Source organism: Enterobacter cloacae complex sp.6700776, assembly GCF_048284255.1.
GTDB classification, from domain to species: Bacteria; Pseudomonadota; Gammaproteobacteria; order Enterobacterales; family Enterobacteriaceae; genus Enterobacter; species Enterobacter intestinihominis.
On the sequence record NZ_JBLVYK010000006.1, the window covers coordinates 155610 to 178692 of the forward strand.

The following is a 23083-nucleotide window of genomic DNA, read 5'->3' on the forward strand; positions in this document are numbered from 1 at the left end:
TAAAATATTTAACCATAACCTTGACAGGGCCATGGACTCTTTTCTTTTTTTGAGGGGCAATTGTGAAACTGGATGAAATCGCCCGGCTCGCCGGCGTGTCGAGAACCACGGCCAGCTATGTGATTAACGGTAAAGCAAAGCAGTATCGTGTCAGCGATAAGACCGTTGAGAAAGTGATGGCAGTCGTTCGTGAGCATAATTACCATCCGAATGCTGTCGCCGCAGGTTTACGTGCCGGGCGCACCCGCTCTATTGGCCTGGTGATCCCGGACCTGGAAAACACCAGCTATACCCGCATCGCCAACTATCTGGAACGTCAGGCTCGTCAGCGGGGCTATCAGCTGTTGATTGCCTGCTCCGAGGATCAGCCCGACAACGAGATGCGCTGCATTGAGCATCTGCTGCAACGTCAGGTTGATGCCATCATCGTGTCGACCTCTTTACCACCCGAGCATCCGTTCTATCAGCGCTGGGCGAACGATCCGTTCCCGATAGTGGCGCTGGATCGTGCGCTCGATCGTGAACATTTCACCAGCGTCGTGGGTGCCGATCAGGACGATGCAGAAATGCTGGCTGCCGAGCTGCGTACCTTCCCGGCTGAAACGGTGCTGTATCTTGGCGCTTTGCCTGAACTTTCGGTAAGCTTCCTGCGTGAACAAGGGTTCCGTACGGCATGGAAAGACGATCCGCGTGACGTTCATTATCTCTATGCCAACAGTTATGAGCGCGAAGCGGCTGCCCAGCTGTTCGAGAAATGGCTGGAAACGCACCCGATGCCGCAGGCGTTGTTTACCACCTCGTTTGCTCTGTTGCAGGGAGTGATGGACGTGACGTTACGTCGCGATGGCAAGCTGCCATCCGATCTGGCGATTGCTACCTTCGGTGATAACGAACTGCTCGACTTCCTGCAATGCCCAGTGCTGGCCGTGGCTCAGCGTCACCGCGACGTCGCCGAGCGCGTGCTGGAGATTGTTCTGGCAAGCCTGGATGAACCCCGCAAGCCGAAACCCGGGCTTACGCGTATCAAACGTAATCTCTATCGGCGCGGAATTTTGAGCCGCCATTAATATTTCCACAGGGGCGGTATAACTGCCCCTTTTGCGGCGAATTTATTGCGATAAATAATTCCCGGATAAAAATTAGGATTTATCTCTAAGATTCATAGCCTGCTATTTTTCTGAATCCATTTTGGTGTTAAAAAGCACAATTATAAATTTTTGACTGACATTTCTTTGTATTGTTTTGTTACAAACAGGCGCCAGCCGATGAATATTCAGCCATTTTTCACTCTCCCTCCAGGCCTCAATGTACACGAACGAATCCATATTGCCTCGGGATTAAACTGGTGCTGTTATCCCCCGGCGATATGCCTTAAAATGCTGCCCGCGTCGCAAACTGACACTTTATATTTCCCTGCGATGATATTGAGTGAGTCTTAACGCTCGTGTGCATATTCGGTTTTTTTCTTACAAATATTCATAACGTTAATTTTGCCTCGCCAGTTGTTTAGTTATTAGCCAGGTCACTCTTGCTCTGTAAATAGGATGCTTTCGGGTCCGTACAGAGAGAGTCCTGGCTTGACAAGCTTTTCCCTCGCTCCGTAAACTCCTTCAGGTGGGAATTTGTGGGTTAAAGTGGTGAGGAGGGGTGAGGCTGGCATGTTCCGTGGAGCAACGTTAGTCAATCTCGACAGCAAAGGGCGTTTATCGGTACCAACCCGATACCGTGACCAGCTGATTGAGAACGCTTCGGGTCAACTGGTTTGCACCATTGACATCAACTCCCCCTGCCTGCTGCTTTATCCTTTGCCTGAATGGGAAATCATTGAGCAAAAGCTGTCGCGACTGTCGAGCATGAACCCGCAGGAACGCCGCGTACAGCGGTTGTTATTGGGACATGCCAGTGAATGTCAGATGGATAGCGCCGGGCGATTATTGATTGCGCCTGTGTTGCGGCAACATGCCGGTCTGACTAAAGAAGTGATGCTGGTCGGGCAGTTCAACAAGTTTGAACTGTGGGACGAAACGACCTGGTATCAACAGGTCAAGGAAGATATCGACGCTGAGCAGTCTGATTCCGCAACATTATCGGAACGGCTGCAGGACTTGTCTCTATAAATATGATGGAAAATTATAAACATACAACGGTGCTGCTGGATGAGGCCGTTAACGGCCTGAATATTCGTCCAGATGGCATCTATATTGATGGCACTTTTGGTCGCGGTGGCCACTCGCGTTTGATCCTCTCTCAGCTTGGAGCGGAAGGGCGCCTGCTGGCAATTGACCGCGATCCGCAGGCGATTGCCGTTGCGCAAACCATCGATGACCCTCGCTTTTCCATCGTGCATGGACCTTTCTCTGCGCTTGCGGATTATGTCGCCGAGCGCGGCCTGACCGGCAAAATCGACGGGATCCTCCTCGATCTTGGTGTCTCTTCACCACAGCTTGATGATGCAGAACGCGGCTTCTCTTTTATGCGCGACGGTCCGCTGGATATGCGTATGGACCCCACCCGCGGCCAGTCTGCCGCCGAGTGGTTACAAACTGCTGACGAAGCGGATATTGCCTGGGTGATCAAAACCTTCGGCGAAGAACGCTTTGGCAAACGTATTGCGCGCGCCATCGTGGAGCGCAACCGCGTTGAGCCAATGACCCGTACCAAAGAGCTGGCAGAAGTCATCGCGGCGGCAACGCCAGTGAAGGACAAGCACAAACATCCTGCGACCCGTACCTTCCAGGCGGTTCGTATCTGGGTAAACAGTGAACTGGAGGAAATAGAGCTGGCGCTAAAAAGCTCGCTCGACGTGCTGGCCCCGGGTGGGCGGTTATCCATCATCAGCTTCCATTCGCTGGAAGATCGCATCGTTAAGCGCTTTATGCGTGAACAGAGCCGCGGTCCGCAGGTTCCAGCTGGGCTGCCGATGACGGAAGAACAACTCAGAAAGCTGGGAGGCCGTCAGTTGCGAGCATTAGGCAAGTTGATGCCGGGCGAAGAAGAGGTGGCAGAGAATCCACGTGCCCGTAGTTCAGTGCTGCGTATTGCAGAGAGGACGAACGCATGATCAGCAGAGTGACAGAGACCCTAAGCAAAGTTAAGGGATCGTTAGGAAGCAACGAGCGCCATGCCTTGCCTGGCGTGATCGGCGACGATCTTTTGCGGTTTGGGAAGCTGCCACTCTGCTTGTTCATTTGCATCATTGTGACGGCAGTCATGGTGGTAACCACCGCTCACCATACCCGTTTGTTAACTGCGCAGCGCGAACAGATGGTACTGGAACGCGATGCGCTGGATATTGAATGGCGAAATCTGATCCTTGAAGAAAACGCGCTCGGCGATCACAGCCGGGTTGAACGGATCGCAACGGAAAAACTGCAATTACAGCATGTTGATCCTTCGCAGGAAAATATCGTAGTACAAAAATAAGGGAAAACGCGACGCATGAAAGCAGCGGCAAAAACGCTAAAACCAAAACGCCAGGAAGAACAGGCCAACTTTATCAGTTGGCGTTTTGCGTTGCTTTGCGGCTGCATTTTACTGGCGCTGGGTTTCCTGCTGGGACGCGTGGCGTGGCTACAAATCATCGCGCCTGACATGCTGGTACGTCAGGGTGATATGCGTTCTCTGCGCGTGCAGGAAGTTTCTACCTCTCGTGGGATGATCACCGACCGCTCCGGCCGCCCGCTGGCGGTGAGCGTACCGGTGAAGGCGATCTGGGCCGATCCTAAAGAGCTGCATGATGCAGGCGGGATCACCCTTGATAACCGCTGGAAGGCGCTCTCAGACGCGTTGAAAATGCCGCTGGATCAGCTGGCGTCACGCGTTAACGCCAACCCGAAAGGGCGCTTCATCTATCTTGCCCGTCAGGTGAACCCTGATATGGCTGACTACATTAAAAAACTCAAGCTGCCCGGCATTCATCTGCGGGAAGAATCCCGCCGTTATTATCCTTCCGGCGAAGTCACCGCGCACCTGATTGGCTTCACCAACGTGGATAGCCAGGGGATTGAAGGCGTTGAAAAAAGCTTCGACAAGTGGCTTACCGGCCAGCCTGGCGAGCGAATCGTGCGTAAAGACCGCTATGGTCGCGTCATTGAAGATATTTCCTCGACAGACAGCCAGGCCGCGCACAACCTGGCCCTGAGTATTGATGAGCGCTTGCAGGCGCTGGTCTATCGTGAGCTGAACAACGCCGTCGCGTTTAACAAGGCGGAATCGGGCAGTGCCGTGCTGGTGGATGTGGCGACAGGTGAAGTGCTGGCGATGGCCAGTAGTCCCTCATACAACCCGAATAATTTTGCCGGTACAGCAAAAGATGCGATGCGTAACCGCTCCATCACCGATGTGTTTGAACCCGGTTCAACCGTAAAACCTATGGTGGTGATGACGGCTCTACAGCGAGGCATCGTCAACGAAAATACCGTTCTGAATACGATCCCTTATCGAATTAACGGCCACGAAATAAAAGACGTGGCACGTTACAGCGAACTGACCCTGACCGGGGTCTTACAGAAGTCGAGTAACGTCGGTGTGTCAAAACTGGCGTTAGCGATGCCGTCCTCAGCGTTAGTAGATACTTACTCACGTTTTGGGCTGGGAAAGGCGACCAATTTGGGGTTGGTCGGAGAACGCAGTGGCTTATATCCTCAAAAACAACGGTGGTCTGACATAGAGAGGGCCACCTTCTCTTTCGGCTACGGGCTAATGGTAACTCCCTTACAGTTAGCGCGAGTCTACGCAACGATTGGCAGCTATGGCATTTATCGCCCGCTGTCGATCACCAAAGTTGATCCACCGGTTCCGGGGGAACGTGTTTTCCCGGAATCTATCGTTCGTACCGTCGTACATATGATGGAAAGCGTCGCGCTGCCCGGTGGTGGTGGCGTGAAGGCCGCGATTAAGGGCTATCGTATCGCCATCAAAACCGGTACAGCGAAAAAAGTGGGGCCGGACGGCCGCTATATCAACAAATACATTGCCTATACCGCAGGCGTAGCGCCTGCAAGCAATCCGCGTTTTGCGCTGGTGGTCGTCATCAACGATCCGCAGGCGGGTAAATACTACGGCGGCGCCGTCTCCGCGCCTGTGTTCGGGGCTATTATGGGCGGCGTGTTGCGCACCATGAACATTGAACCGGATGCGCTGGCGACGGGCGAAAAAAGTGAATTTGTAATTAATCAAGGCGAGGGAACAGGTGGCAGATCGTAATTTGCGCGACCTTCTTGCTCCGTGGGTGCCTATGCTACCTGCGCGAGCACTGCGAGAGATGGTACTGGATAGCCGCGTAGCGGCTTCTGGCGATCTTTTTGTGGCAGTGGTAGGTCATCAGGCGGACGGGCGTCGTTATATCCCGCAGGCGATTGCGCAAGGTGTTGCTGCCATTATTGCTGAGGCCAAAGATGAGGCAACAGACGGTGAGATCCGTGAAATGCACGGCGTGCCGGTCATCTATCTCAGCCAGCTGAATGAGCGCCTCTCCGCGCTGGCAGGACGTTTTTACAACGAACCTTCCGACCAGTTAAAGCTTGTTGGCGTGACAGGAACCAACGGAAAAACCACCACCACTCAGCTGATGGCGCAATGGGCTCAGCTGCTGGGTGAAACCGGTGCCGTCATGGGCACGGTGGGGAACGGTATTCTGGGCAAAGTAAGCCCGACGGAAAACACTACAGGCTCGGCGGTTGACGTGCAGCGTGTGCTGGCAGGCCTTGCAGAGCAGGGGGCGACCTTCGCGGCGATGGAGGTCTCCTCCCATGGTCTGGTACAACATCGCGTGGCGGCACTGAAATTTGCCGCCTCTGTCTTTACAAACCTGAGCCGCGATCACCTTGATTATCATGGTGATATGGAGCACTACGAAGCGGCGAAATGGCTGCTTTATTCCACTCACCACCACGGGCAGGCGATCATTAACGCCGACGACGAAGTCGGTCGCCGCTGGCTGGAAAAACTGCCAGATGCGGTGGCGGTGTCGATGGAAGATCGCATTAATCCGAACTGTCGTGGCCGCTGGCTGAAGGCAGTCGAAGTGAACTACCACGATAGCGGGGCGACGATCCGCTTTGCTTCCACCTGGGGCGAAGGTGAAATTGAAAGCCGCCTGATGGGGGCTTTCAACGTCAGTAACCTGCTGCTGGCGCTGGCGACGCTGCTGGCGCTGGATTACCCGATGGCGGATCTGCTGAAAACGGCTGAGCGTTTGCAACCGGTCTGTGGCCGCATGGAAGTGTTCAGCGCACCGGGCAAGCCGACGGTGGTCGTGGATTACGCCCATACGCCGGATGCGCTGGAAAAAGCGCTGGAAGCGGCGCGTCTGCACTGCGCTGGCAAGCTCTGGTGCGTGTTTGGCTGCGGTGGCGATCGCGACAAGGGCAAACGTCCGCTGATGGGCGCCATCGCTGAGCAGTTCGCGGATATTCCCGTGGTGACCGATGACAACCCGCGTACCGAAGAGCCGAGGGCCATTATCAACGACATTCTGGCGGGCATGCTGGATGCTGGGCGTGCGCGCGTGGTCGAAGGCCGTGCGGAGGCCGTGACTAACGCCATTATGCAGGCGCAGGAGAACGATGTAGTTCTGCTGGCCGGTAAAGGTCATGAAGATTATCAGATCGTCGGCAATCGTCGTCTGGATTACTCCGACCGCGTGACGGCAGCGCGTCTGCTGGGAGTGGTGGCATGATTAGCATTACGTTAAGCCAGGCCGCTGCGGTATTGCAGGGGATGCTGCATGGTCAGGATCTGACCATCGAGGCTGTGACCACCGACACCCGTAAGGTGACGGCGGGCTGCCTGTTTGTGGCGCTGAAGGGTGAACGTTTTGACGCCCACGATTTTGCGCAACAGGCTAAAGATAACGGCGCGGGTGCGCTGCTGGTCAACCGTAAGCTCGATATCGATTTGCCGCAGATTGTGGTGAAAGATACGCGCCTGGCGTTTGGTGAGCTGGCGGCATGGGTTCGCCAGCAGGTGCCAACACGCGTCGTGGCGCTGACGGGCTCGTCGGGCAAAACCTCCGTTAAAGAGATGACGGCGGCGATCCTTAGCCAGTGCGGAAACACGCTTTATACGGCGGGCAACCTTAATAATGATATCGGTGTACCGATGACGCTGCTGCGCCTGACCCACGAGCATGAATATGCGGTGATTGAGTTAGGGGCTAACCATCAAGGCGAAATCGCCTGGACCGTGAGCCTGACGCGTCCGGAAGCGGCGCTGGTGAATAACCTGGCGGCGGCACATCTTGAAGGTTTTGGTTCGCTGGCCGGTGTGGCGAAAGCGAAAGGTGAAATTTATACCGGCCTGCCGGATGACGGCATCGCCATTATGAATGCCGATAACAATGACTGGCTGAACTGGCAGAGCATCATTGGTTCACGCAAAACCTGGCGCTTCTCCCCGAATGCGGCAAACAGTGATTTTTCGGCGACCAACATTCATGTGACGTCACACGGCACCGAGTTCACCCTCATGACCCCAACGGGCGACATCGACGTGCTGCTGCCTCTGCCGGGTCGTCATAACATCGCCAATGCGCTTGCTGCGGCAGCGCTCTCAATGGCGGTAGGGGCCTCACACGCTGCGATAAAAACTGGTCTGGCGAATTTAAAAGCCGTGCCGGGGCGTCTGTTCCCAATCCAGCTGGCTGAAAACAAACTCCTGCTGGATGACTCCTACAACGCTAATGTCGGCTCCATGACGGCGGCCGTGCAGGTCTTGTCTGAGATGCCGGGCTATCGCGTGATGGTTGTGGGCGATATGGCCGAGCTGGGTGATGAAAGCGAAGCCTGCCACGTACAGGTTGGCGAAGCGGCGAAAGCTGCCGGGCTTGACCGCGTACTGAGCGCAGGCACGCTGAGCAAGGCCATTTCCGATGCCAGTGAAGTTGGCGAACATTTTGCCGATAAATCTGCACTGATCGAACGCCTGAAGGCATTGATTACAGAAAAACAGATTGTGACTGTTTTAGTTAAAGGTTCACGTAGTGCCGCCATGGAAGAGGTTGTGCACGCATTACAGGAGAACGGGACATGTTAGTTTGGCTGGCCGAACATTTGGTCAAATATTATTCAGGCTTTAACGTCTTTTCCTATCTGACGTTTCGCGCCATCGTCAGCCTGCTGACTGCGCTGTTCATCTCGTTGTGGATGGGCCCGCGCATGATTGCCCGTTTGCAAAAACTCTCTTTCGGCCAGGTTGTACGCAACGATGGTCCGGAATCACACTTCAGCAAGCGCGGTACGCCGACCATGGGCGGGATCATGATCCTGACCGCGATTGTGGTGTCCGTTCTGCTGTGGGCTTATCCGTCTAACCCCTACGTCTGGTGCGTGCTGACTGTTCTGGTTGGCTACGGGATCATCGGTTTTGTTGATGACTACCGCAAAGTCGTGCGCAAAGACACCAAAGGTTTGATCGCCCGCTGGAAGTATTTCTGGATGTCGGTAATTGCGCTGGGTGTGGCCTTCGCGCTTTACCTGGCAGGAAAAGACACCCCGGCCACCGAGCTGGTGGTGCCGTTCTTCAAAGACGTGATGCCGCAGCTGGGGCTGTTCTACATTCTGCTGGCTTACTTTGTGATCGTCGGCACCGGCAACGCCGTCAACCTGACCGATGGTCTGGACGGCCTGGCCATCATGCCAACCGTGTTTGTCGCGGGCGGTTTCGCGCTGGTGGCGTGGGCGACCGGTAACATGAACTTTGCAAACTACCTGCACATCCCGTACCTGCGACACGCTGGTGAGCTGGTGATCGTCTGTACGGCGATTGTCGGCGCGGGGCTGGGCTTCCTGTGGTTCAACACCTATCCGGCGCAGGTCTTTATGGGCGACGTCGGTTCACTGGCACTGGGCGGCGCGCTGGGCATTATCGCCGTGCTGCTGCGTCAGGAGTTCCTGCTGGTGATTATGGGCGGTGTGTTTGTGGTTGAGACCCTGTCGGTGATTTTGCAGGTCGGTTCCTTCAAGCTGCGCGGCCAGCGCATCTTCCGTATGGCACCGATTCACCACCACTATGAACTGAAAGGCTGGCCGGAGCCGCGCGTCATTGTGCGCTTCTGGATTATTTCGCTGATGCTGGTGCTGATTGGCCTGGCAACGCTGAAGGTACGTTAATCATGGCAGATTACCAGGGCAAAAAAGTCGTAATCATCGGGTTGGGCCTTACCGGCCTCTCCTGCGTGGACTTTTTCCTTGCGCGTGGCGTGACGCCGCGCGTGATGGATACGCGCGTCTCTCCGCCGGGTCTGGACAAGCTGCCGGAGCAGGTTGAACGCCACCTGGGTGGTCTGAATGATGAGTGGCTGCTGGTCGCCGATCTGATTGTTGCCAGCCCGGGCATGGCGCTGGCGCATCCTTCGCTGAGTGCCGCGGCGGATGCAGGCGTTGAGATTGTTGGCGATATCGAACTGTTCTGCCGGGAGGCGCAGGCCCCGATCGTTGCCATTACCGGTTCAAACGGTAAAAGCACCGTCACCACCCTGGTGGGTGAGATGGCGAAAGCGGCGGGCAAAAATGTCGGCGTGGGCGGTAACATTGGTCTGCCCGCGTTGATGCTGCTCGATAAAGGGTGTGAGCTGTTTGTACTTGAGCTTTCCAGCTTCCAGCTGGAAACCACTTCAAGCCTGCATGCGGCGGCAGCGACGATCCTTAATGTCACCGAAGATCATATGGACAGATACCCGTTCGGCTTGCAGCAGTACCGCGCGGCCAAGCTGCGTGTCTATGAAAATGCCAAAGTCTGCGTGGTGAATGCCGATGATGCACTCACCATGCCGGTGCGTGGCGCAGACGATCGCTGCATTAGCTTCGGTATTAACATGGGTGACTATCACCTTAACCGCCAGCAGGGCGAAACCTGGCTGCGGGTGAAAGGTGAGAAGGTGCTGAACGTGAAAGAGATGATGCTCTCCGGCCAGCATAACTACACCAACGCCCTGGCGGCGCTGGCGCTGGCGGATGCCGTTGGCCTGCCGCGATCTTCAAGCCTGAAGGCGCTGACCACCTTTACCGGCCTGGCTCACCGTTTTCAGCTGGCGCTGGAACACAACGGCGTACGCTGGATTAACGATTCCAAAGCGACCAATGTGGGTAGCACCGAGGCGGCATTGAACGGTCTGCACGTTGAAGGCACACTGCATCTGCTGCTGGGCGGCGACGGTAAATCAGCCGATTTCTCCTCGCTGAAGCAGTACCTCAACGGTGATAACGTGCGCCTTTATTGCTTTGGCCGCGATGGCAGCGAGCTTGCGGCGTTGCGTCCTGAGGTCGCCGAACAAACCGAGACCATGGAACAGGCGATGCGCCTTATCGCCCCCCGCGTGAAGCCCGGCGATATGGTGCTGCTCTCGCCAGCCTGTGCCAGCCTCGATCAATTTAAGAATTTCGAACAGCGGGGCGATGTCTTTACCCGCCTGGCGAAGGAGTTAGGCTGATGCGTTTATCTCTCCCTCGCCTGAAAATGCCGCGTCTGCCAGGGTTTGGTATCCTGGTATGGCTGTTTACGGCGCTGAAAGGCTGGGTGATGGCTTCACGGGATAAAGATTCCGACAGCCTGATTATGTACGACCGCACGCTGTTCTGGCTCACGCTGGGGCTGGCTGCGACCGGCTTTATTATGGTCACCTCGGCGTCGATGCCTGTCGGACAGCGTCTGGCAAACGATCCGTTCCTGTTTGCCAAGCGTGACGGGCTGTACATCATTCTCGCGTTCTGCCTGGCGATGATCACCTTACGCCTGCCGATGTCGTTCTGGCAGCGGCACAGTACGGCCATGCTTATCGCCTCAATCATCATGCTGTTGATCGTTCTGGTCGTCGGGAGCTCCGTTAACGGGGCATCACGCTGGATCGCCTTTGGTCCGCTGCGTATTCAGCCTGCAGAGTTCACCAAGCTTTCGTTGTTCTGCTACCTGGCAAACTACCTGGTGCGTAAAGTCGACGAAGTTCGTAACAACCTGCGCGGCTTCTTAAAACCGATGGGCGTGATTCTGGTGCTTGCGATCCTGCTGCTGGCGCAGCCCGATCTCGGTACGGTTGTCGTACTGTTTGTCACTACGCTGGCGATGCTGTTCCTGGCGGGAGCAAAACTGTGGCAGTTCATTGCCATCATCGGGATGGGGATTTCGGCGGTGGTGCTGCTGATCCTCGCCGAACCATACCGTATCCGCCGTGTGACCTCGTTCTGGAACCCATGGGAAGATCCGTTCGGCAGCGGTTATCAGCTGACACAGTCGCTGATGGCGTTTGGCCGCGGCGAAGTCTGGGGCCAAGGCCTGGGCAACTCGGTGCAAAAACTGGAGTATTTACCGGAGGCGCATACCGACTTCATCTTCTCCATTATTGGGGAAGAACTGGGTTATATCGGTGTGGTATTGGCGCTATTAATGGTATTCTTCGTCGCTTTCCGCGCCATGTCGATTGGCCGTAAAGCGCTGGAGATCGATCACCGCTTCTCCGGTTTCCTGGCTTGCTCAATTGGTATCTGGTTTAGCTTCCAGGCACTGGTAAACGTTGGGGCCGCAGCGGGTATGCTGCCGACCAAAGGTCTGACGTTGCCGTTGATCAGTTATGGTGGTTCGAGTCTGTTGATCATGTCGACGGCCATCATGTTTTTGTTACGCATAGATTATGAAACGCGTCTGGAGAAAGCTCAGGCGTTTACACGAGGTTCACGATGAATCAACCGAAGCGGTTAATGGTGATGGCAGGCGGGACCGGCGGACACGTGTTCCCGGGACTGGCGGTTGCGCACCATTTAATGGAACAGGGCTGGCAGGTACGCTGGCTGGGAACCGCAGACCGCATGGAAGCCGACCTTGTACCTAAACACGGTATCGAGATCGACTTTATTCGTATTTCTGGCCTTCGTGGCAAAGGGATCAAGGCGCTGCTGCTGGCGCCGGTGCGCATTTTCAATGCCTGGCGTCAGGCGCGCGACATTATGAAGCGCTTTAAGCCTGACGTCGTTCTGGGCATGGGCGGCTACGTTTCCGGTCCGGGAGGACTGGCGGCGTGGTCACTGGGCATCCCTGTTGTTCTGCATGAGCAGAACGGTATTGCCGGGTTGACCAACAAATGGCTGGCAAAAATCGCCACCAAAGTTATGCAGGCCTTCCCCGGGGCATTCCCGAAAGCGGATGTCGTAGGGAATCCGGTGCGTGTGGACGTGCTGGCGCTGCCGCTGCCAGATACGCGTCTGGCGGGTCGCGAAGGGCCGGTGCGCGTGCTGGTTGTCGGCGGTTCCCAGGGCGCACGTATTTTAAACCAGACGATGCCACAGGTTGCGGCAAAACTGGGTGATGCGGTGACCATCTGGCACCAGAGCGGGAAGGGCGCTCAGCAGAGCGTTGAGCAGGCTTACGCGCAGGAAGGTCAGCCGCAGCATAAAGTGACTGAATTTATTGATGATATGGCCGCAGCCTATGCCTGGGCCGATGTCGTGGTCTGTCGCTCGGGCGCGCTGACGGTGAGCGAAATCGCCGCCGCCGGTTTGCCAGCGCTGTTTGTGCCGTTCCAGCACAAAGACCGACAGCAGTACTGGAATGCGCTGCCGCTTGAGAAAGCGGGTGCCGCGAAGATTTTTGAGCAGCCACAATTTACCGCTGATGCGGTCGCCACTACCCTGGCGGGCTGGAACCGGGATGTATTACTGGAGATGGCGCAACGCGCACGCGCGACCGCTATCCCGGATGCAACGGAACGGGTGGCAAAAGAAGTGAGCCTGGCAGCCCAGGCATAATTCTCGCAGCGCGTGTTGCGCTGCACGATTTTTTTGAAGTAGTCGATGGCGTTTAGAGAATGAATACACAACAACTGGCAAAACTGCGTTCTATCGTGCCCGAGATGCGTCGCGTCCGGCACATTCACTTTGTCGGCATCGGTGGTGCTGGCATGGGCGGTATTGCCGAAGTGTTAGCTAACGAAGGCTATCAGATCAGCGGGTCTGACCTGGCGCCAAACCCTGTTACGCAGCAGCTGGCGTCGCTGGGGGCGACTATCTATTTCAATCATCGCCCGGAAAATGTGAGCGATGCGAGCGTGGTTGTAGTGTCCAGCGCGATCTCCGCGGATAACCCGGAAATCGTTGCGGCGCATGAGGCGCGCATTCCGGTGATCCGTCGCGCGGAAATGCTGGCGGAACTGATGCGTTTCCGTTACGGCATTGCGGTGGCCGGTACGCACGGTAAAACCACAACAACAGCGATGGTCTCCAGCATTTATGCGGAAGCGGGTCTCGACCCAACGTTCGTTAACGGTGGTCTGGTGAAAGCCGCTGGCGTGCATGCGCGTCTGGGCCACAGCCGTTATCTGATTGCGGAAGCGGATGAAAGCGACGCGTCGTTCCTGCATCTACAGCCGATGGTGGCTATCGTCACCAATATCGAAGCTGACCATATGGATACCTACCAGGGCGACTTCGAGAACTTAAAGCAGACCTTTATTAACTTCCTGCACAACCTGCCGTTCTATGGCCGTGCGGTGATGTGCGTGGACGACCCGGTGATCCGCGAGCTGCTGCCGCGCGTCGGGCGTCAAATTACCACCTACGGCTTCAGCGAAGACGCTGATGTACGCGTGGAAGATTATAAGCAGATTGGTGCGCAGGGACATTTCACCCTGGCACGCCAGGATAAAGAGCTCCTGCATGTCACCCTGAACGCGCCGGGACGTCACAATGCCCTGAATGCGGCGGCGGCGGTGGCTGTTGCAACGGAAGAAGGCATTGATGATGAGGCGATCCTGCGCGCGCTGGAAAGCTTCCAGGGAACGGGCCGTCGCTTCGACTTCCTGGGTGAGTTCCCACTGGAGCCGGTAAACGGTAAGCCCGGTTCTGCGATGCTGGTCGACGACTATGGTCACCATCCGACGGAGGTTGACGCAACCATCAAAGCGGCACGCGCGGGTTGGCCGGAAAAGAATCTGGTCATGATCTTCCAGCCGCACCGTTACACACGTACCCGCGATCTATATGACGATTTTGCCAACGTCCTTTCGCAGGTCGATACCCTGCTGATGCTGGATGTTTATGCCGCGGGCGAAGCGCCGATTCCGGGCGCGGACAGTCGGTCTTTATGTCGTACCATCCGCGGACGCGGTAAAGTGGACCCTATCCTGGTCCCCGACCCGGCGCAGGTAGCTGAAATGCTTGCCCCGGTCCTGACGGGTAACGATCTGATCCTGATTCAGGGTGCGGGAAATATCGGCAAAATCGCCCGTACCTTAGCTGAAATCAAACTGAAGCCGCAAACTCAGGAGGACGAGCGTCATGGCTGATAAGATTGCTGTCCTGTTTGGCGGCACTTCCGCCGAACGCGAGGTTTCTCTGAATTCGGGCGCTGCCGTGCTGGCGGGCCTGCGTGAAGGTGGCGTGGACGCGCATCCGGTTGATCCGAAAGAGGTGGACGTTACGCAGCTGAAAGCGATGGGCTTCGATAAAGCCTTTATCGCGTTGCATGGCCGCGGCGGTGAAGACGGCACGTTGCAGGGGCTGCTGGAGCTGATCGGTATGCCGTACACCGGCAGTGGCGTGATGGCATCCGCTATCTCCATGGATAAACTGCGCAGCAAACTGCTGTGGCAGGGGGCGGGTCTGCCCGTTGCGCCATGGGTTGCACTGACGCGCCGTGAATTTGAATTGGGCTTGTCGGACAGCGTTAATACACGCATTGCGGCACTGGGCTTACCGGTTATTGTGAAGCCTAGCCGTGAAGGGTCGAGCGTGGGAATGTCCAAAGTTGATAAAGCTGTAGATTTGGCTGACGCTTTAGCTCTGGCATTTCAACATGATGAAGAAGTTCTGATTGAAAAATGGCTTAGCGGGCCGGAATTTACCGTCGCGATGCTTTGTGAAGAAATTTTACCGTCAATTCGCATCCAACCCGCCGGAGTCTTCTATGATTATGAGGCGAAGTATCTCTCTGATGAGACGCAATATTTCTGCCCAGCTGGTCTTGAAGCACAACGTGAAGCGGAATTACAGTCTCTGGTGCTTAAAGCCTGGAATGTTTTGGGATGCCGAGGCTGGGGACGAATTGATGTGATGCTTGACGGTGACGGGCAATTTTATCTGCTGGAAGCAAACACGTCTCCGGGTATGACCAGCCATAGCCTTGTGCCGATGGCGGCGCGTCAGGCGGGAATGAGCTTCTCGCAATTAGTCGTACGTATTCTGGACCAGGCGGGCTGATATGTCTCAGGCTGCGTTGAACACGCGCAACCGCGATGACGAAGAAGAATATTCTTCTTCGCGCCGGAGTAATGGAACGCGTCTTGCAGGGATTATCTTCCTGATCGGGGTGCTGTGCACCGTGTTTATCAGCGGCTGGATGGTGCTGGGCTGGATGGAAGACGCACAGCGGTTGCCGCTGTCGAAGCTGGTAGTGACCGGAGAGCGTCACTACACGCGTAACGATGACATTCGCCAGTCAATTCTGGCGCTGGGGTCGCCTGGCACCTTTATGACGCAGGACGTCAACATTATCCAGAGCCAGATTGAACGTCTGCCGTGGATAAAACAGGCGAGTGTCAGAAAGCAATGGCCTGATGAATTGAAGATTCATCTGGTTGAATATGTGCCGATTGCGCGTTGGAATGATCAGCATATGGTTGACGTAGACGGAAATTCGTTCAGCGTCCCGAGCGATCGTGTCAACAAGCAGAATTTACCGATGTTGTATGGCCCGGAAGGCAGCGAAAACGAAGTATTGCAGGGTTTTCGTGAGATGGGGCAGGTGCTGGCTAAGGATCGCTTTACGTTAAAAGATGCTGCGATGACGGCGCGCCGTTCCTGGCAGCTGACCTTAACGAATGGCATTAAGCTCAATCTTGGCCGCGGCGACACAATGAAACGTCTGGCGCGTTTTGTAGAACTTTACCCGGTTTTACAGCAGCAGGCGCAGACGGATGGCAAACGGATAAGCTACGTTGATTTGCGCTATGACTCAGGCGCAGCAGTCGGTTGGGAGCCGGCTCCGGTCGAGGAACCTAATCAGCAACAAAATCAGGCACAGGTACAGGCAGAACAACAATGATCAAGTCGACGGACAGAAAATTGGTAGTAGGACTGGAGATTGGCACCGCGAAGGTTGCCGCTTTGGTAGGGGAAGTTCTGCCCGACGGTATGGTCAATATCATTGGCGTGGGCAGTTGCCCTTCCCGTGGTATGGATAAAGGTGGGGTAAACGACCTTGAGTCGGTGGTGAAATGCGTTCAGCGCGCCATCGACCAGGCTGAATTGATGGCAGATTGCCAGATTTCCTCTGTCTATCTGGCCCTTTCTGGTAAGCACATCAGTTGCCAGAATGAAATCGGTATGGTGCCGATTTCTGAAGAAGAAGTGACGCAGGAAGACGTTGAGAACGTTGTCCACACGGCGAAATCCGTGCGTGTTCGCGACGAGCACCGTGTGCTGCATGTGATCCCGCAAGAATACGCGATCGACTACCAGGAAGGTATCAAGAATCCGGTCGGTCTGTCGGGCGTACGTATGCAGGCAAAAGTGCACCTGATCACATGTCACAACGATATGGCGAAGAACATTGTAAAAGCCGTTGAACGTTGTGGCCTGAAAGTTGACCAACTAATTTTCGCCGGACTTGCCGCGAGCTATTCCGTGCTGACCGAAGACGAACGTGAACTGGGCGTCTGTGTGGTCGATATTGGTGGTGGTACAATGGACATGGCTGTCTATACCGGCGGTGCGTTGCGCCACACCAAAGTGATCCCGTACGCCGGGAATGTGGTGACCAGCGATATCGCTTACGCCTTTGGTACGCCACCGAGCGATGCAGAGGCGATTAAAGTGCGCCACGGTTGCGCGCTGGGCTCTATCGTCGGCAAAGACGAGAGCGTTGAAGTACCGAGCGTAGGCGGTCGACCGCCGCGCAGTTTGCAACGCCAGACGCTGGCTGAGGTAATTGAGCCGCGTTATACCGAGCTGCTCAACCTGGTCAACGAAGAGATTTTGCAGTTACAGGAACAGCTTCGCCAGCAGGGTGTGAAACATCATCTCGCAGCGGGGATTGTATTAACCGGCGGGGCAGCGCAAATTGAAGGTCTTGCGGCCTGCGCTCAGCGCGTGTTCCATACGCAGGTGCGTATTGGTGCGCCGCTGAATATCACCGGTTTAACGGATTATGCTCAGGAGCCGTACTATTCAACGGCGGTGGGCCTGCTGCACTACGGGAAAGAATCCCATTTAAGTGGTGAGGCAGAGGTGGAAAAACGCGTCTCGGTGGGGTCGTGGGTCAAACGACTTAACACCTGGTTGCGAAAAGAATTTTAATTTTTTAAGAGACCGGAGAGAATTAGCGGTCTCGGGCGACAGGCACAACGGAGAGAGAGATTATGTTTGAACCTATGGAATTAACCAACGACGCGGTGATTAAAGTCATCGGCGTCGGTGGCGGCGGCGGTAACGCCGTAGAGCACATGGTGCGCGAGCGCATCGAAGGTGTTGAATTCTTCGCGGTGAACACCGATGCGCAGGCACTGCGTAAAACGGCTGTTGGCCAGACGATTCAGATCGGTGGTGGCATCACTAAAGGTCTGGGAGCAGGGGCTAACCCGGAAGTGGGCCGCAACGCGGCTGAAGAAGATCGTGAAGCGCTGCGCGCTGCACTGGACGGTGCAGACATGGTCTTCATCGCAGCGGGTATGGGCGGCGGTACAGGTACCGGTGCAGCACCCGTTGTGGCGGAAGTCGCTAAAGATTTAGGTATTCTGACCGTTGCTGTCGTGACCAAGCCTTTCAACTTTGAAGGTAAGAAGCGTATGGCTTTCGCGGAGCAGGGTATCACCGAGCTGTCCAAGCATGTGGACTCTCTGATTACCATCCCGAACGACAAGCTGCTGAAAGTGCTGGGTCGCGGTATCTCTCTGCTGGACGCCTTTGGCGCGGCAAACGACGTGCTGAAAGGCGCGGTTCAGGGTATTGCTGAACTGATTACCCGTCCTGGCCTGATGAACGTCGACTTTGCAGACGTTCGCACCGTGATGTCCGAGATGGGCTACGCGATGATGGGCTCTGGCGTGGCGAGCGGTGAAGACCGTGCGGAAGAAGCCGCTGAAATGGCGATCTCTTCTCCACTGCTGGAAGATATCGATCTGTCTGGCGCGCGCGGCGTGCTGGTCAACATTACCGCTGGCTTTGACCTGCGTCTGGATGAGTTCGAAACCGTGGGTAACACCATCCGTGCATTCGCCTCTGACAACGCGACCGTTGTTATCGGTACGTCCCTTGACCCGGAAATGAACGACGAACTGCGTGTGACTGTTGTGGCCACCGGTATCGGTATGGACAAGCGTCCTGAGATCACCCTCGTGACCAACAAACAGACTCAGCAGCCGGTGATGGATCGTTACCAGCAGCACGGTATGTCGCCTCTGACTCAGGAGCAAAAACCGGCTGCGAAAGTGGTGAACGACCCGACTCCACAAACGGCAAAAGAGCCAGATTATCTGGATATCCCGGCGTTCCTGCGTAAGCAAGCTGACTAAGAATTGGCTGGAATTTGGGGATTTGCGCTCTTTGTGCTAAACTGGCCCACCGTTAGTGATATACACTCTCGGTTGGATAGTTAATTTGGCGAGATTATACGATGATCAAACAAAGGACACTTAAACGTATCGTTCAGGCGACGGGTGTCGGTTTACATACCGGCAAGAAAGTCACACTGACGTTACGCCCTGCGCCGGCCAATACCGGGGTCATCTATCGTCGCACCGACTTGAATCCACCGGTAGATTTTCCGGCCGATGCCAAATCTGTGCGTGATACTATGCTCTGTACTTGTCTGGTGAACGAGCATGACGTGCGGATTTCTACCGTAGAGCACCTGAACGCCGCCCTGGCGGGTCTGGGTATCGACAATATTATGGTTGAAGTCGATGCGCCAGAAATCCCGATCATGGACGGGAGTGCTGCTCCGTTCGTTTATTTGTTGCTGGATGCCGGCATCGAAGAACTGAACTGCGCGAAGAAATTTGTTCGCATTAAAGAGACCGTTCGCGTCGAAGATGGCGACAAATGGGCTGAATTCAAACCGTACAATGGTTTCTCGTTGGACTTCACCATCGATTTTAACCATCCGGCGATTGACTCCAGCACCCAGCGCTATGCGATGAACTTCTCTGCGGATGCGTTCATGCGTCAGATCAGCCGAGCACGTACCTTCGGCTTTATGCGTGATATCGAATATCTGCAATCCCGCGGCCTGTGCCTGGGCGGCAGCTTCGATTGTGCCATCGTTGTTGACGATTATCGCGTACTGAACGAAGATGGCCTGCGTTTTGAAGATGAATTTGTCCGTCACAAAATGCTGGACGCGATCGGCGACCTCTTCATGTGTGGTCACAACATCATTGGTGCCTTTACCGCGTTTAAATCCGGTCATGCACTGAACAACAAACTGTTGCAGGCCGTCCTGGCAAAACAGGAAGCCTGGGAATATGTGACCTTCGAAGACGAAGCTGAACTGCCGCTGGCGTTCAAAGCCCCGACTATGGTCCTGGCGTAACGGTTAAAGCCGTTTCGTAAGAAAAGCGACTGGTTCAACTGGTACTCTCTCCGACCAGGGAAGCCAGTCGTTTTTATTTCTGCCCTTTCTGGATTTGTCTCTCTCACCCCTGGCCTGTGTTGGGTGCCAAATAACGGTGTGTTCGCTGCATTAATGACCGTTTTTACCTGCTGCAAGGTGTCATTCCTGCTGTCGTGTATTGGCTTTAGTGGTAATATCTGGGCGCTAAAAAAGAATAACTGAACTCAGCCTGCACTGGCGGGCGAACGTGGTGGAGCAAGTGAGCGGAATACTGACGCGCTGGCGACAATTTGGCAGACGTTACTTCTGGCCGCATCTCTTATTGGGGATGGTCGCGGCGAGTCTCGGCTTGCCTGTGCTCAGCAACAGCGCAGACGCGGCAACGCCAGCACGTTCCACGACGACCAAACACGATCTCACCACGCGGGTTAACTTCACTAATCTCGCATGGCTTGAAGCCAACCGTCGTCCCAATTTCTCCGTTGATTACTGGCAGCAACACGCGATTCGCACGGTTATTCGCCATCTGTCGTTCGCGATGGCGCCGCAGACGATGCCTGTTGCTGAAGAAACGCTGCCGGTCCAGGCTCAGCACCTTGCTCTGCTCGATACGCTCAATGCGCTTCTGACGCAGGACAACCAGCCGCCTGTGACCGTGAGTCAGACGGCGCAAACTGCTTTTGTTTCCCCCGCATCCTTCTCTGTTTCGACCTGGATTAGCCAGGTTCACGGCATCCGTGCCGGGCCTCAACGCCTCAGCTAAATTAACCCTTTTTCAATACCTTAATTTATCTGCCCGACTGGGGCGTTTGAGAATTTATTATGCTAATCAAATTGTTAACCAAAGTTTTTGGTAGTCGTAACGATCGTACCCTGCGCCGCATGCGCAAAGCTGTGAACGTCATCAACGGTATGGAACCGGCGATGGAGAAGCTCTCTGATGATGAACTGAAAGCAAAAACCGCGGAGTTCCGTGCGCGTCTGGAGAAAGGCGAAACCTTAGAAAGCCTGATCCCGGAAGCCTTTGCCGTAGTACGTGAGGCCAGTAAACGCGTGTTCGGCATGCGTCACTTCGACGTGCAGCTGCTGGGCGGGATGGTGCTCAACGAGCGCTGCATCGCGGAAATGCGTACCGGTGAAGGTAAAACCCTGACTGCAACGCTGCCGGCTTACCTGAATGCGCTGACGGGTAAGGGCGTTCACGTTGTTACCGTCAACGACTATCTGGCGCAACGCGACGCCGAAAATAACCGTCCACTGTTCGAATTCCTCGGCATGACCGTGGGCATTAACATGTCCGGCCTGCCGGCACCTGCGAAGCGTGAAGCCTACAACGCGGACATCACCTACGGCACCAACAACGAATACGGCTTCGACTACCTGCGTGACAACATGGCGTTCAGCCCTGAAGAGCGCGTCCAGCGTAAACTGCACTATGCGCTGGTGGATGAGGTTGACTCCATTCTGATCGATGAAGCGCGTACCCCGCTGATCATCTCCGGCCCGGCCGAAGACAGCTCCGAGATGTACCGTAAAGTCGACAAAATCATTCCACACCTGCTGCGTCAGGAGAAAGAAGACTCCGATACTTTCCAGGGTGAAGGTCACTTCTCCGTGGATGAAAAAGCGCGTCAGGTCAACCTGACCGAACGCGGCCTGGTGAAAATCGAAGAGCTGCTGGTGGCTGAAGGCATTATGGAAGAGGGCGAGTCTCTGTACTCCCCGAGCAACATTATGCTGATGCACCACGTAACGGCTGCACTGCGCGCGCACGCCCTGTTCACCCGCGACGTTGACTACATCGTTAAAGACGGTGAAGTCATCATCGTCGATGAACACACCGGTCGTACCATGCAGGGACGTCGCTGGTCCGATGGTCTGCACCAGGCCGTGGAAGCGAAAGAAGGCGTGGATATTCAGAACGAAAACCAGACGCTGGCGTCTATCACCTTCCAGAACTACTTCCGTCTGTACGAGAAGCTGGCGGGGATGACCGGTACCGCAGATACCGAAGCGTTTGAGTTTAGCTCCATCTATAAGCTGGATACCGTGGTAGTACCAACCAACCGTCCAATGATCCGTAAGGATATGCCGGACCTGGTATACATGACCGAAGCGGAAAAAATCCAGGCGATCATCGAAGATATTCGCGATCGTACCGCGAAGGGCCAGCCGGTTCTGGTGGGGACCATCTCCATCGAGAAATCTGAAGTGGTGTCTAACGAGCTGACTAAGGCGGGCATCAAGCACAACGTGCTGAACGCCAAGTTCCACGCTAAAGAAGCAGATATCGTTGCGCAGGCGGGTTACCCGGCTGCCGTAACCATCGCCACCAACATGGCAGGTCGTGGTACCGATATTATGCTCGGCGGTAGCTGGCAGGCCGAAGTGGCCGAGCTGGAAAACCCAACCCCGGAGCAAATCGCGCAGATAAAAGCCGACTGGCAGGTGCGTCACGACGCGGTGCTGGCATCCGGTGGTCTGCACATCATTGGTACCGAGCGTCATGAATCTCGTCGTATCGATAACCAGCTGCGCGGTCGTGCGGGCCGTCAGGGTGATGCCGGTTCTTCCCGCTTCTATCTGTCCATGGAAGATGCGCTGATGCGTATTTTTGCCTCTGACCGTGTGTCCGGCATGATGCGTAAACTGGGCATGAAACCTGGCGAAGCGATCGAGCACCCGTGGGTTACCAAAGCGATTGCCAACGCCCAGCGTAAAGTAGAAAGCCGCAACTTCGATATTCGTAAGCAGCTGCTGGAATATGATGACGTTGCCAACGACCAGCGTCGTGCGATCTATACCCAGCGTAACGAACTGCTGGACGTGTCCGACGTGAGCGAAACCATCAACAGCATTCGCGAAGATGTGTTCAAAGCCACTATCGACGCGCACATTCCACCGCAGTCTCTGGAAGAGATGTGGGATATCGAAGGCCTGCAGGAACGTCTGAAAAACGACTTCGACCTCGAACTGCCAATCAAAGAGTGGCTGGACAAAGAGCCTGAGCTGCACGAAGAGACCCTGCGCGAGCGTATCTACGAAACCGCGCTGGACGTCTATAAGCGTAAGGAAGAAGTGGTTGGCGCTGAGATGATGCGTCACTTCGAGAAAGGCGTAATGTTGCAGACCCTGGACTCCCTGTGGAAAGAGCACCTGGCGGCAATGGACTACCTGCGTCAGGGTATCCACCTGCGTGGTTATGCGCAGAAAGATCCGAAGCAGGAGTACAAGCGTGAATCCTTCTCCATGTTTGCTGCCATGCTGGAGTCGCTGAAGTATGAAGTCATCAGCACTCTGAGCAAAGTTCAGGTGCGTATGCCGGAAGAAGTGGAAGCGATGGAGCAGCAGCGTCGTGAAGAAGCTGAGCGTCTGGCACAGATGCAGCAGCTGAGTCATCAGACCGATGAGAGCGAAGCCGCAGCGGCAATCGCAGCGCAGACGGGCGATCGTAAAGTCGGTCGTAACGATCCGTGCCCATGCGGTTCCGGCAAAAAATACAAGGCGTGCCACGGCCGCCTGAGCTAAGAACATAACAAACCGAAAAGGC

General features: G+C 55.5%; 19 protein-coding genes. All 19 read left to right on the forward strand.

Annotated elements, in window-relative coordinates; all coding sequences use genetic code 11:
* Window positions 1–62: 62 nt before the first annotated feature.
* The 19 genes from cra to secA all read left to right on the forward strand — a co-directional run bounded on the left by cra (window position 63) and on the right by secA (window position 23061).
* The gene (gene cra, locus ACNQ0T_RS11915) at window positions 63–1067 is read left to right on the forward strand and encodes a catabolite repressor/activator (protein ID WP_003856369.1); all 1005 of its coding nucleotides are present in this window, start codon (window positions 63–65) and stop codon (window positions 1065–1067) included.
* Between the two features lie 591 nt (window positions 1068–1658).
* Window positions 1659–2117 (forward strand): division/cell wall cluster transcriptional repressor MraZ, encoded by a 459-nt coding sequence (gene mraZ, locus ACNQ0T_RS11920; RefSeq protein ID WP_014830641.1) that lies wholly within the window; start codon window positions 1659–1661, stop codon window positions 2115–2117.
* 2 nt (window positions 2118–2119) lie between these two features.
* Complete coding sequence (rsmH, locus tag ACNQ0T_RS11925) at window positions 2120–3061, forward strand: 16S rRNA (cytosine(1402)-N(4))-methyltransferase RsmH (protein ID WP_003856366.1); 942 nt, start codon at window positions 2120–2122, stop codon at window positions 3059–3061.
* Window positions 3058–3423: a cell division protein FtsL gene (gene ftsL / locus ACNQ0T_RS11930; protein ID WP_003856363.1), complete on the forward strand. Its 366-nt coding sequence runs from the start codon at window positions 3058–3060 to the stop codon at window positions 3421–3423. The genes rsmH and ftsL overlap by 4 nt, the downstream gene beginning before the upstream one ends.
* 15 nt (window positions 3424–3438) lie before the next feature.
* Entirely contained in the window at window positions 3439–5205 is a 1767-nt protein-coding gene (gene ftsI / locus ACNQ0T_RS11935; RefSeq protein WP_022647040.1) for a peptidoglycan glycosyltransferase FtsI, read from the forward strand.
* Window positions 5192–6679: a UDP-N-acetylmuramoyl-L-alanyl-D-glutamate--2,6-diaminopimelate ligase gene (murE, locus tag ACNQ0T_RS11940; protein ID WP_032625481.1), complete on the forward strand. Its 1488-nt coding sequence runs from the start codon at window positions 5192–5194 to the stop codon at window positions 6677–6679. The genes ftsI and murE overlap by 14 nt, the downstream gene beginning before the upstream one ends.
* Window positions 6676–8034 (forward strand): UDP-N-acetylmuramoyl-tripeptide--D-alanyl-D-alanine ligase, encoded by a 1359-nt coding sequence (gene murF / locus ACNQ0T_RS11945; RefSeq protein ID WP_038415337.1) that lies wholly within the window; start codon window positions 6676–6678, stop codon window positions 8032–8034. The genes murE and murF overlap by 4 nt, the downstream gene beginning before the upstream one ends.
* Window positions 8028–9110 (forward strand): phospho-N-acetylmuramoyl-pentapeptide-transferase, encoded by a 1083-nt coding sequence (mraY, locus tag ACNQ0T_RS11950; RefSeq protein WP_003856353.1) that lies wholly within the window; start codon window positions 8028–8030, stop codon window positions 9108–9110. Before murF ends, mraY begins: the two co-directional genes overlap by 7 nt.
* 2 nt (window positions 9111–9112) lie before the next feature.
* A complete protein-coding gene (murD, locus tag ACNQ0T_RS11955) occupies window positions 9113–10429 on the forward strand; it encodes a UDP-N-acetylmuramoyl-L-alanine--D-glutamate ligase (protein ID WP_023299321.1) in 1317 nt (438 codons plus the stop codon).
* Window positions 10429–11673 (forward strand): cell division protein FtsW, encoded by a 1245-nt coding sequence (gene ftsW, locus ACNQ0T_RS11960; RefSeq protein ID WP_022647044.1) that lies wholly within the window; start codon window positions 10429–10431, stop codon window positions 11671–11673. Before murD ends, ftsW begins: the two co-directional genes overlap by 1 nt.
* Window positions 11670–12734, forward strand: coding sequence for an undecaprenyldiphospho-muramoylpentapeptide beta-N-acetylglucosaminyltransferase (gene murG / locus ACNQ0T_RS11965; RefSeq protein WP_023299322.1), 1065 nt, complete (start codon window positions 11670–11672; stop codon window positions 12732–12734). Before ftsW ends, murG begins: the two co-directional genes overlap by 4 nt.
* Before the next feature lie 59 nt (window positions 12735–12793).
* A complete protein-coding gene (gene murC, locus ACNQ0T_RS11970; RefSeq protein ID WP_417930081.1) occupies window positions 12794–14269 on the forward strand; it encodes a UDP-N-acetylmuramate--L-alanine ligase in 1476 nt (491 codons plus the stop codon).
* A complete protein-coding gene (locus ACNQ0T_RS11975) occupies window positions 14262–15182 on the forward strand; it encodes a D-alanine--D-alanine ligase (protein ID WP_154051881.1) in 921 nt (306 codons plus the stop codon). The genes murC and ACNQ0T_RS11975 overlap by 8 nt, the downstream gene beginning before the upstream one ends.
* A 1-nt stretch (window position 15183) precedes the next feature.
* A complete protein-coding gene (gene ftsQ, locus ACNQ0T_RS11980; RefSeq protein WP_417930082.1) occupies window positions 15184–16026 on the forward strand; it encodes a cell division protein FtsQ in 843 nt (280 codons plus the stop codon).
* Window positions 16023–17279 carry a cell division protein FtsA gene (gene ftsA, locus ACNQ0T_RS11985; RefSeq protein ID WP_003856340.1) on the forward strand — a complete coding sequence of 419 codons (1257 nt, stop codon included), beginning with the start codon at window positions 16023–16025 and terminating at the stop codon, window positions 17277–17279. The genes ftsQ and ftsA overlap by 4 nt, the downstream gene beginning before the upstream one ends.
* A gap of 62 nt (window positions 17280–17341) precedes the next feature.
* Window positions 17342–18493 carry a cell division protein FtsZ gene (gene ftsZ, locus ACNQ0T_RS11990; protein WP_022647048.1) on the forward strand — a complete coding sequence of 384 codons (1152 nt, stop codon included), beginning with the start codon at window positions 17342–17344 and terminating at the stop codon, window positions 18491–18493.
* 101 nt (window positions 18494–18594) lie between these two features.
* Window positions 18595–19512: a UDP-3-O-acyl-N-acetylglucosamine deacetylase gene (lpxC, locus tag ACNQ0T_RS11995; RefSeq protein ID WP_003856337.1), complete on the forward strand. Its 918-nt coding sequence runs from the start codon at window positions 18595–18597 to the stop codon at window positions 19510–19512.
* 280 nt (window positions 19513–19792) lie between these two features.
* The gene (gene secM / locus ACNQ0T_RS12000) at window positions 19793–20296 is read left to right on the forward strand and encodes a secA translation cis-regulator SecM (RefSeq protein WP_032621757.1); all 504 of its coding nucleotides are present in this window, start codon (window positions 19793–19795) and stop codon (window positions 20294–20296) included.
* 59 nt (window positions 20297–20355) lie between these two features.
* Window positions 20356–23061, forward strand: coding sequence for a preprotein translocase subunit SecA (gene secA / locus ACNQ0T_RS12005; RefSeq protein ID WP_022647050.1), 2706 nt, complete (start codon window positions 20356–20358; stop codon window positions 23059–23061).
* Window positions 23062–23083 lie beyond the last annotated feature (22 nt).

Bases quoted from the DNA above. Each gene is read 5' to 3' on its own strand.
- mraZ (WP_014830641.1), top strand. From the start codon at position 1,659: ATGTTCCGTGGAGCAACGTTAGTCAATCTCGACAGCAAAGGGCGTTTA.
- rsmH (WP_003856366.1), top strand. From the start codon at position 2,120: ATGATGGAAAATTATAAACATACAACGGTGCTGCTGGATGAGGCCGTT.
- ftsL (WP_003856363.1), top strand. From the start codon at position 3,058: ATGATCAGCAGAGTGACAGAGACCCTAAGCAAAGTTAAGGGATCGTTA.
- ftsI (WP_022647040.1), top strand. From the start codon at position 3,439: ATGAAAGCAGCGGCAAAAACGCTAAAACCAAAACGCCAGGAAGAACAG.
- murF (WP_038415337.1), top strand. From the start codon at position 6,676: ATGATTAGCATTACGTTAAGCCAGGCCGCTGCGGTATTGCAGGGGATG.
- mraY (WP_003856353.1), top strand. From the start codon at position 8,028: ATGTTAGTTTGGCTGGCCGAACATTTGGTCAAATATTATTCAGGCTTT.
- murD (WP_023299321.1), top strand. From the start codon at position 9,113: ATGGCAGATTACCAGGGCAAAAAAGTCGTAATCATCGGGTTGGGCCTT.
- ftsW (WP_022647044.1), top strand. From the start codon at position 10,429: ATGCGTTTATCTCTCCCTCGCCTGAAAATGCCGCGTCTGCCAGGGTTT.
- murG (WP_023299322.1), top strand. From the start codon at position 11,670: ATGAATCAACCGAAGCGGTTAATGGTGATGGCAGGCGGGACCGGCGGA.
- murC (WP_417930081.1), top strand. From the start codon at position 12,794: ATGAATACACAACAACTGGCAAAACTGCGTTCTATCGTGCCCGAGATG.
- ACNQ0T_RS11975 (WP_154051881.1), top strand. From the start codon at position 14,262: ATGGCTGATAAGATTGCTGTCCTGTTTGGCGGCACTTCCGCCGAACGC.
- ftsQ (WP_417930082.1), top strand. From the start codon at position 15,184: ATGTCTCAGGCTGCGTTGAACACGCGCAACCGCGATGACGAAGAAGAA.
- ftsA (WP_003856340.1), top strand. From the start codon at position 16,023: ATGATCAAGTCGACGGACAGAAAATTGGTAGTAGGACTGGAGATTGGC.
- ftsZ (WP_022647048.1), top strand. From the start codon at position 17,342: ATGTTTGAACCTATGGAATTAACCAACGACGCGGTGATTAAAGTCATC.
- lpxC (WP_003856337.1), top strand. From the start codon at position 18,595: ATGATCAAACAAAGGACACTTAAACGTATCGTTCAGGCGACGGGTGTC.
- secA (WP_022647050.1), top strand. From the start codon at position 20,356: ATGCTAATCAAATTGTTAACCAAAGTTTTTGGTAGTCGTAACGATCGT.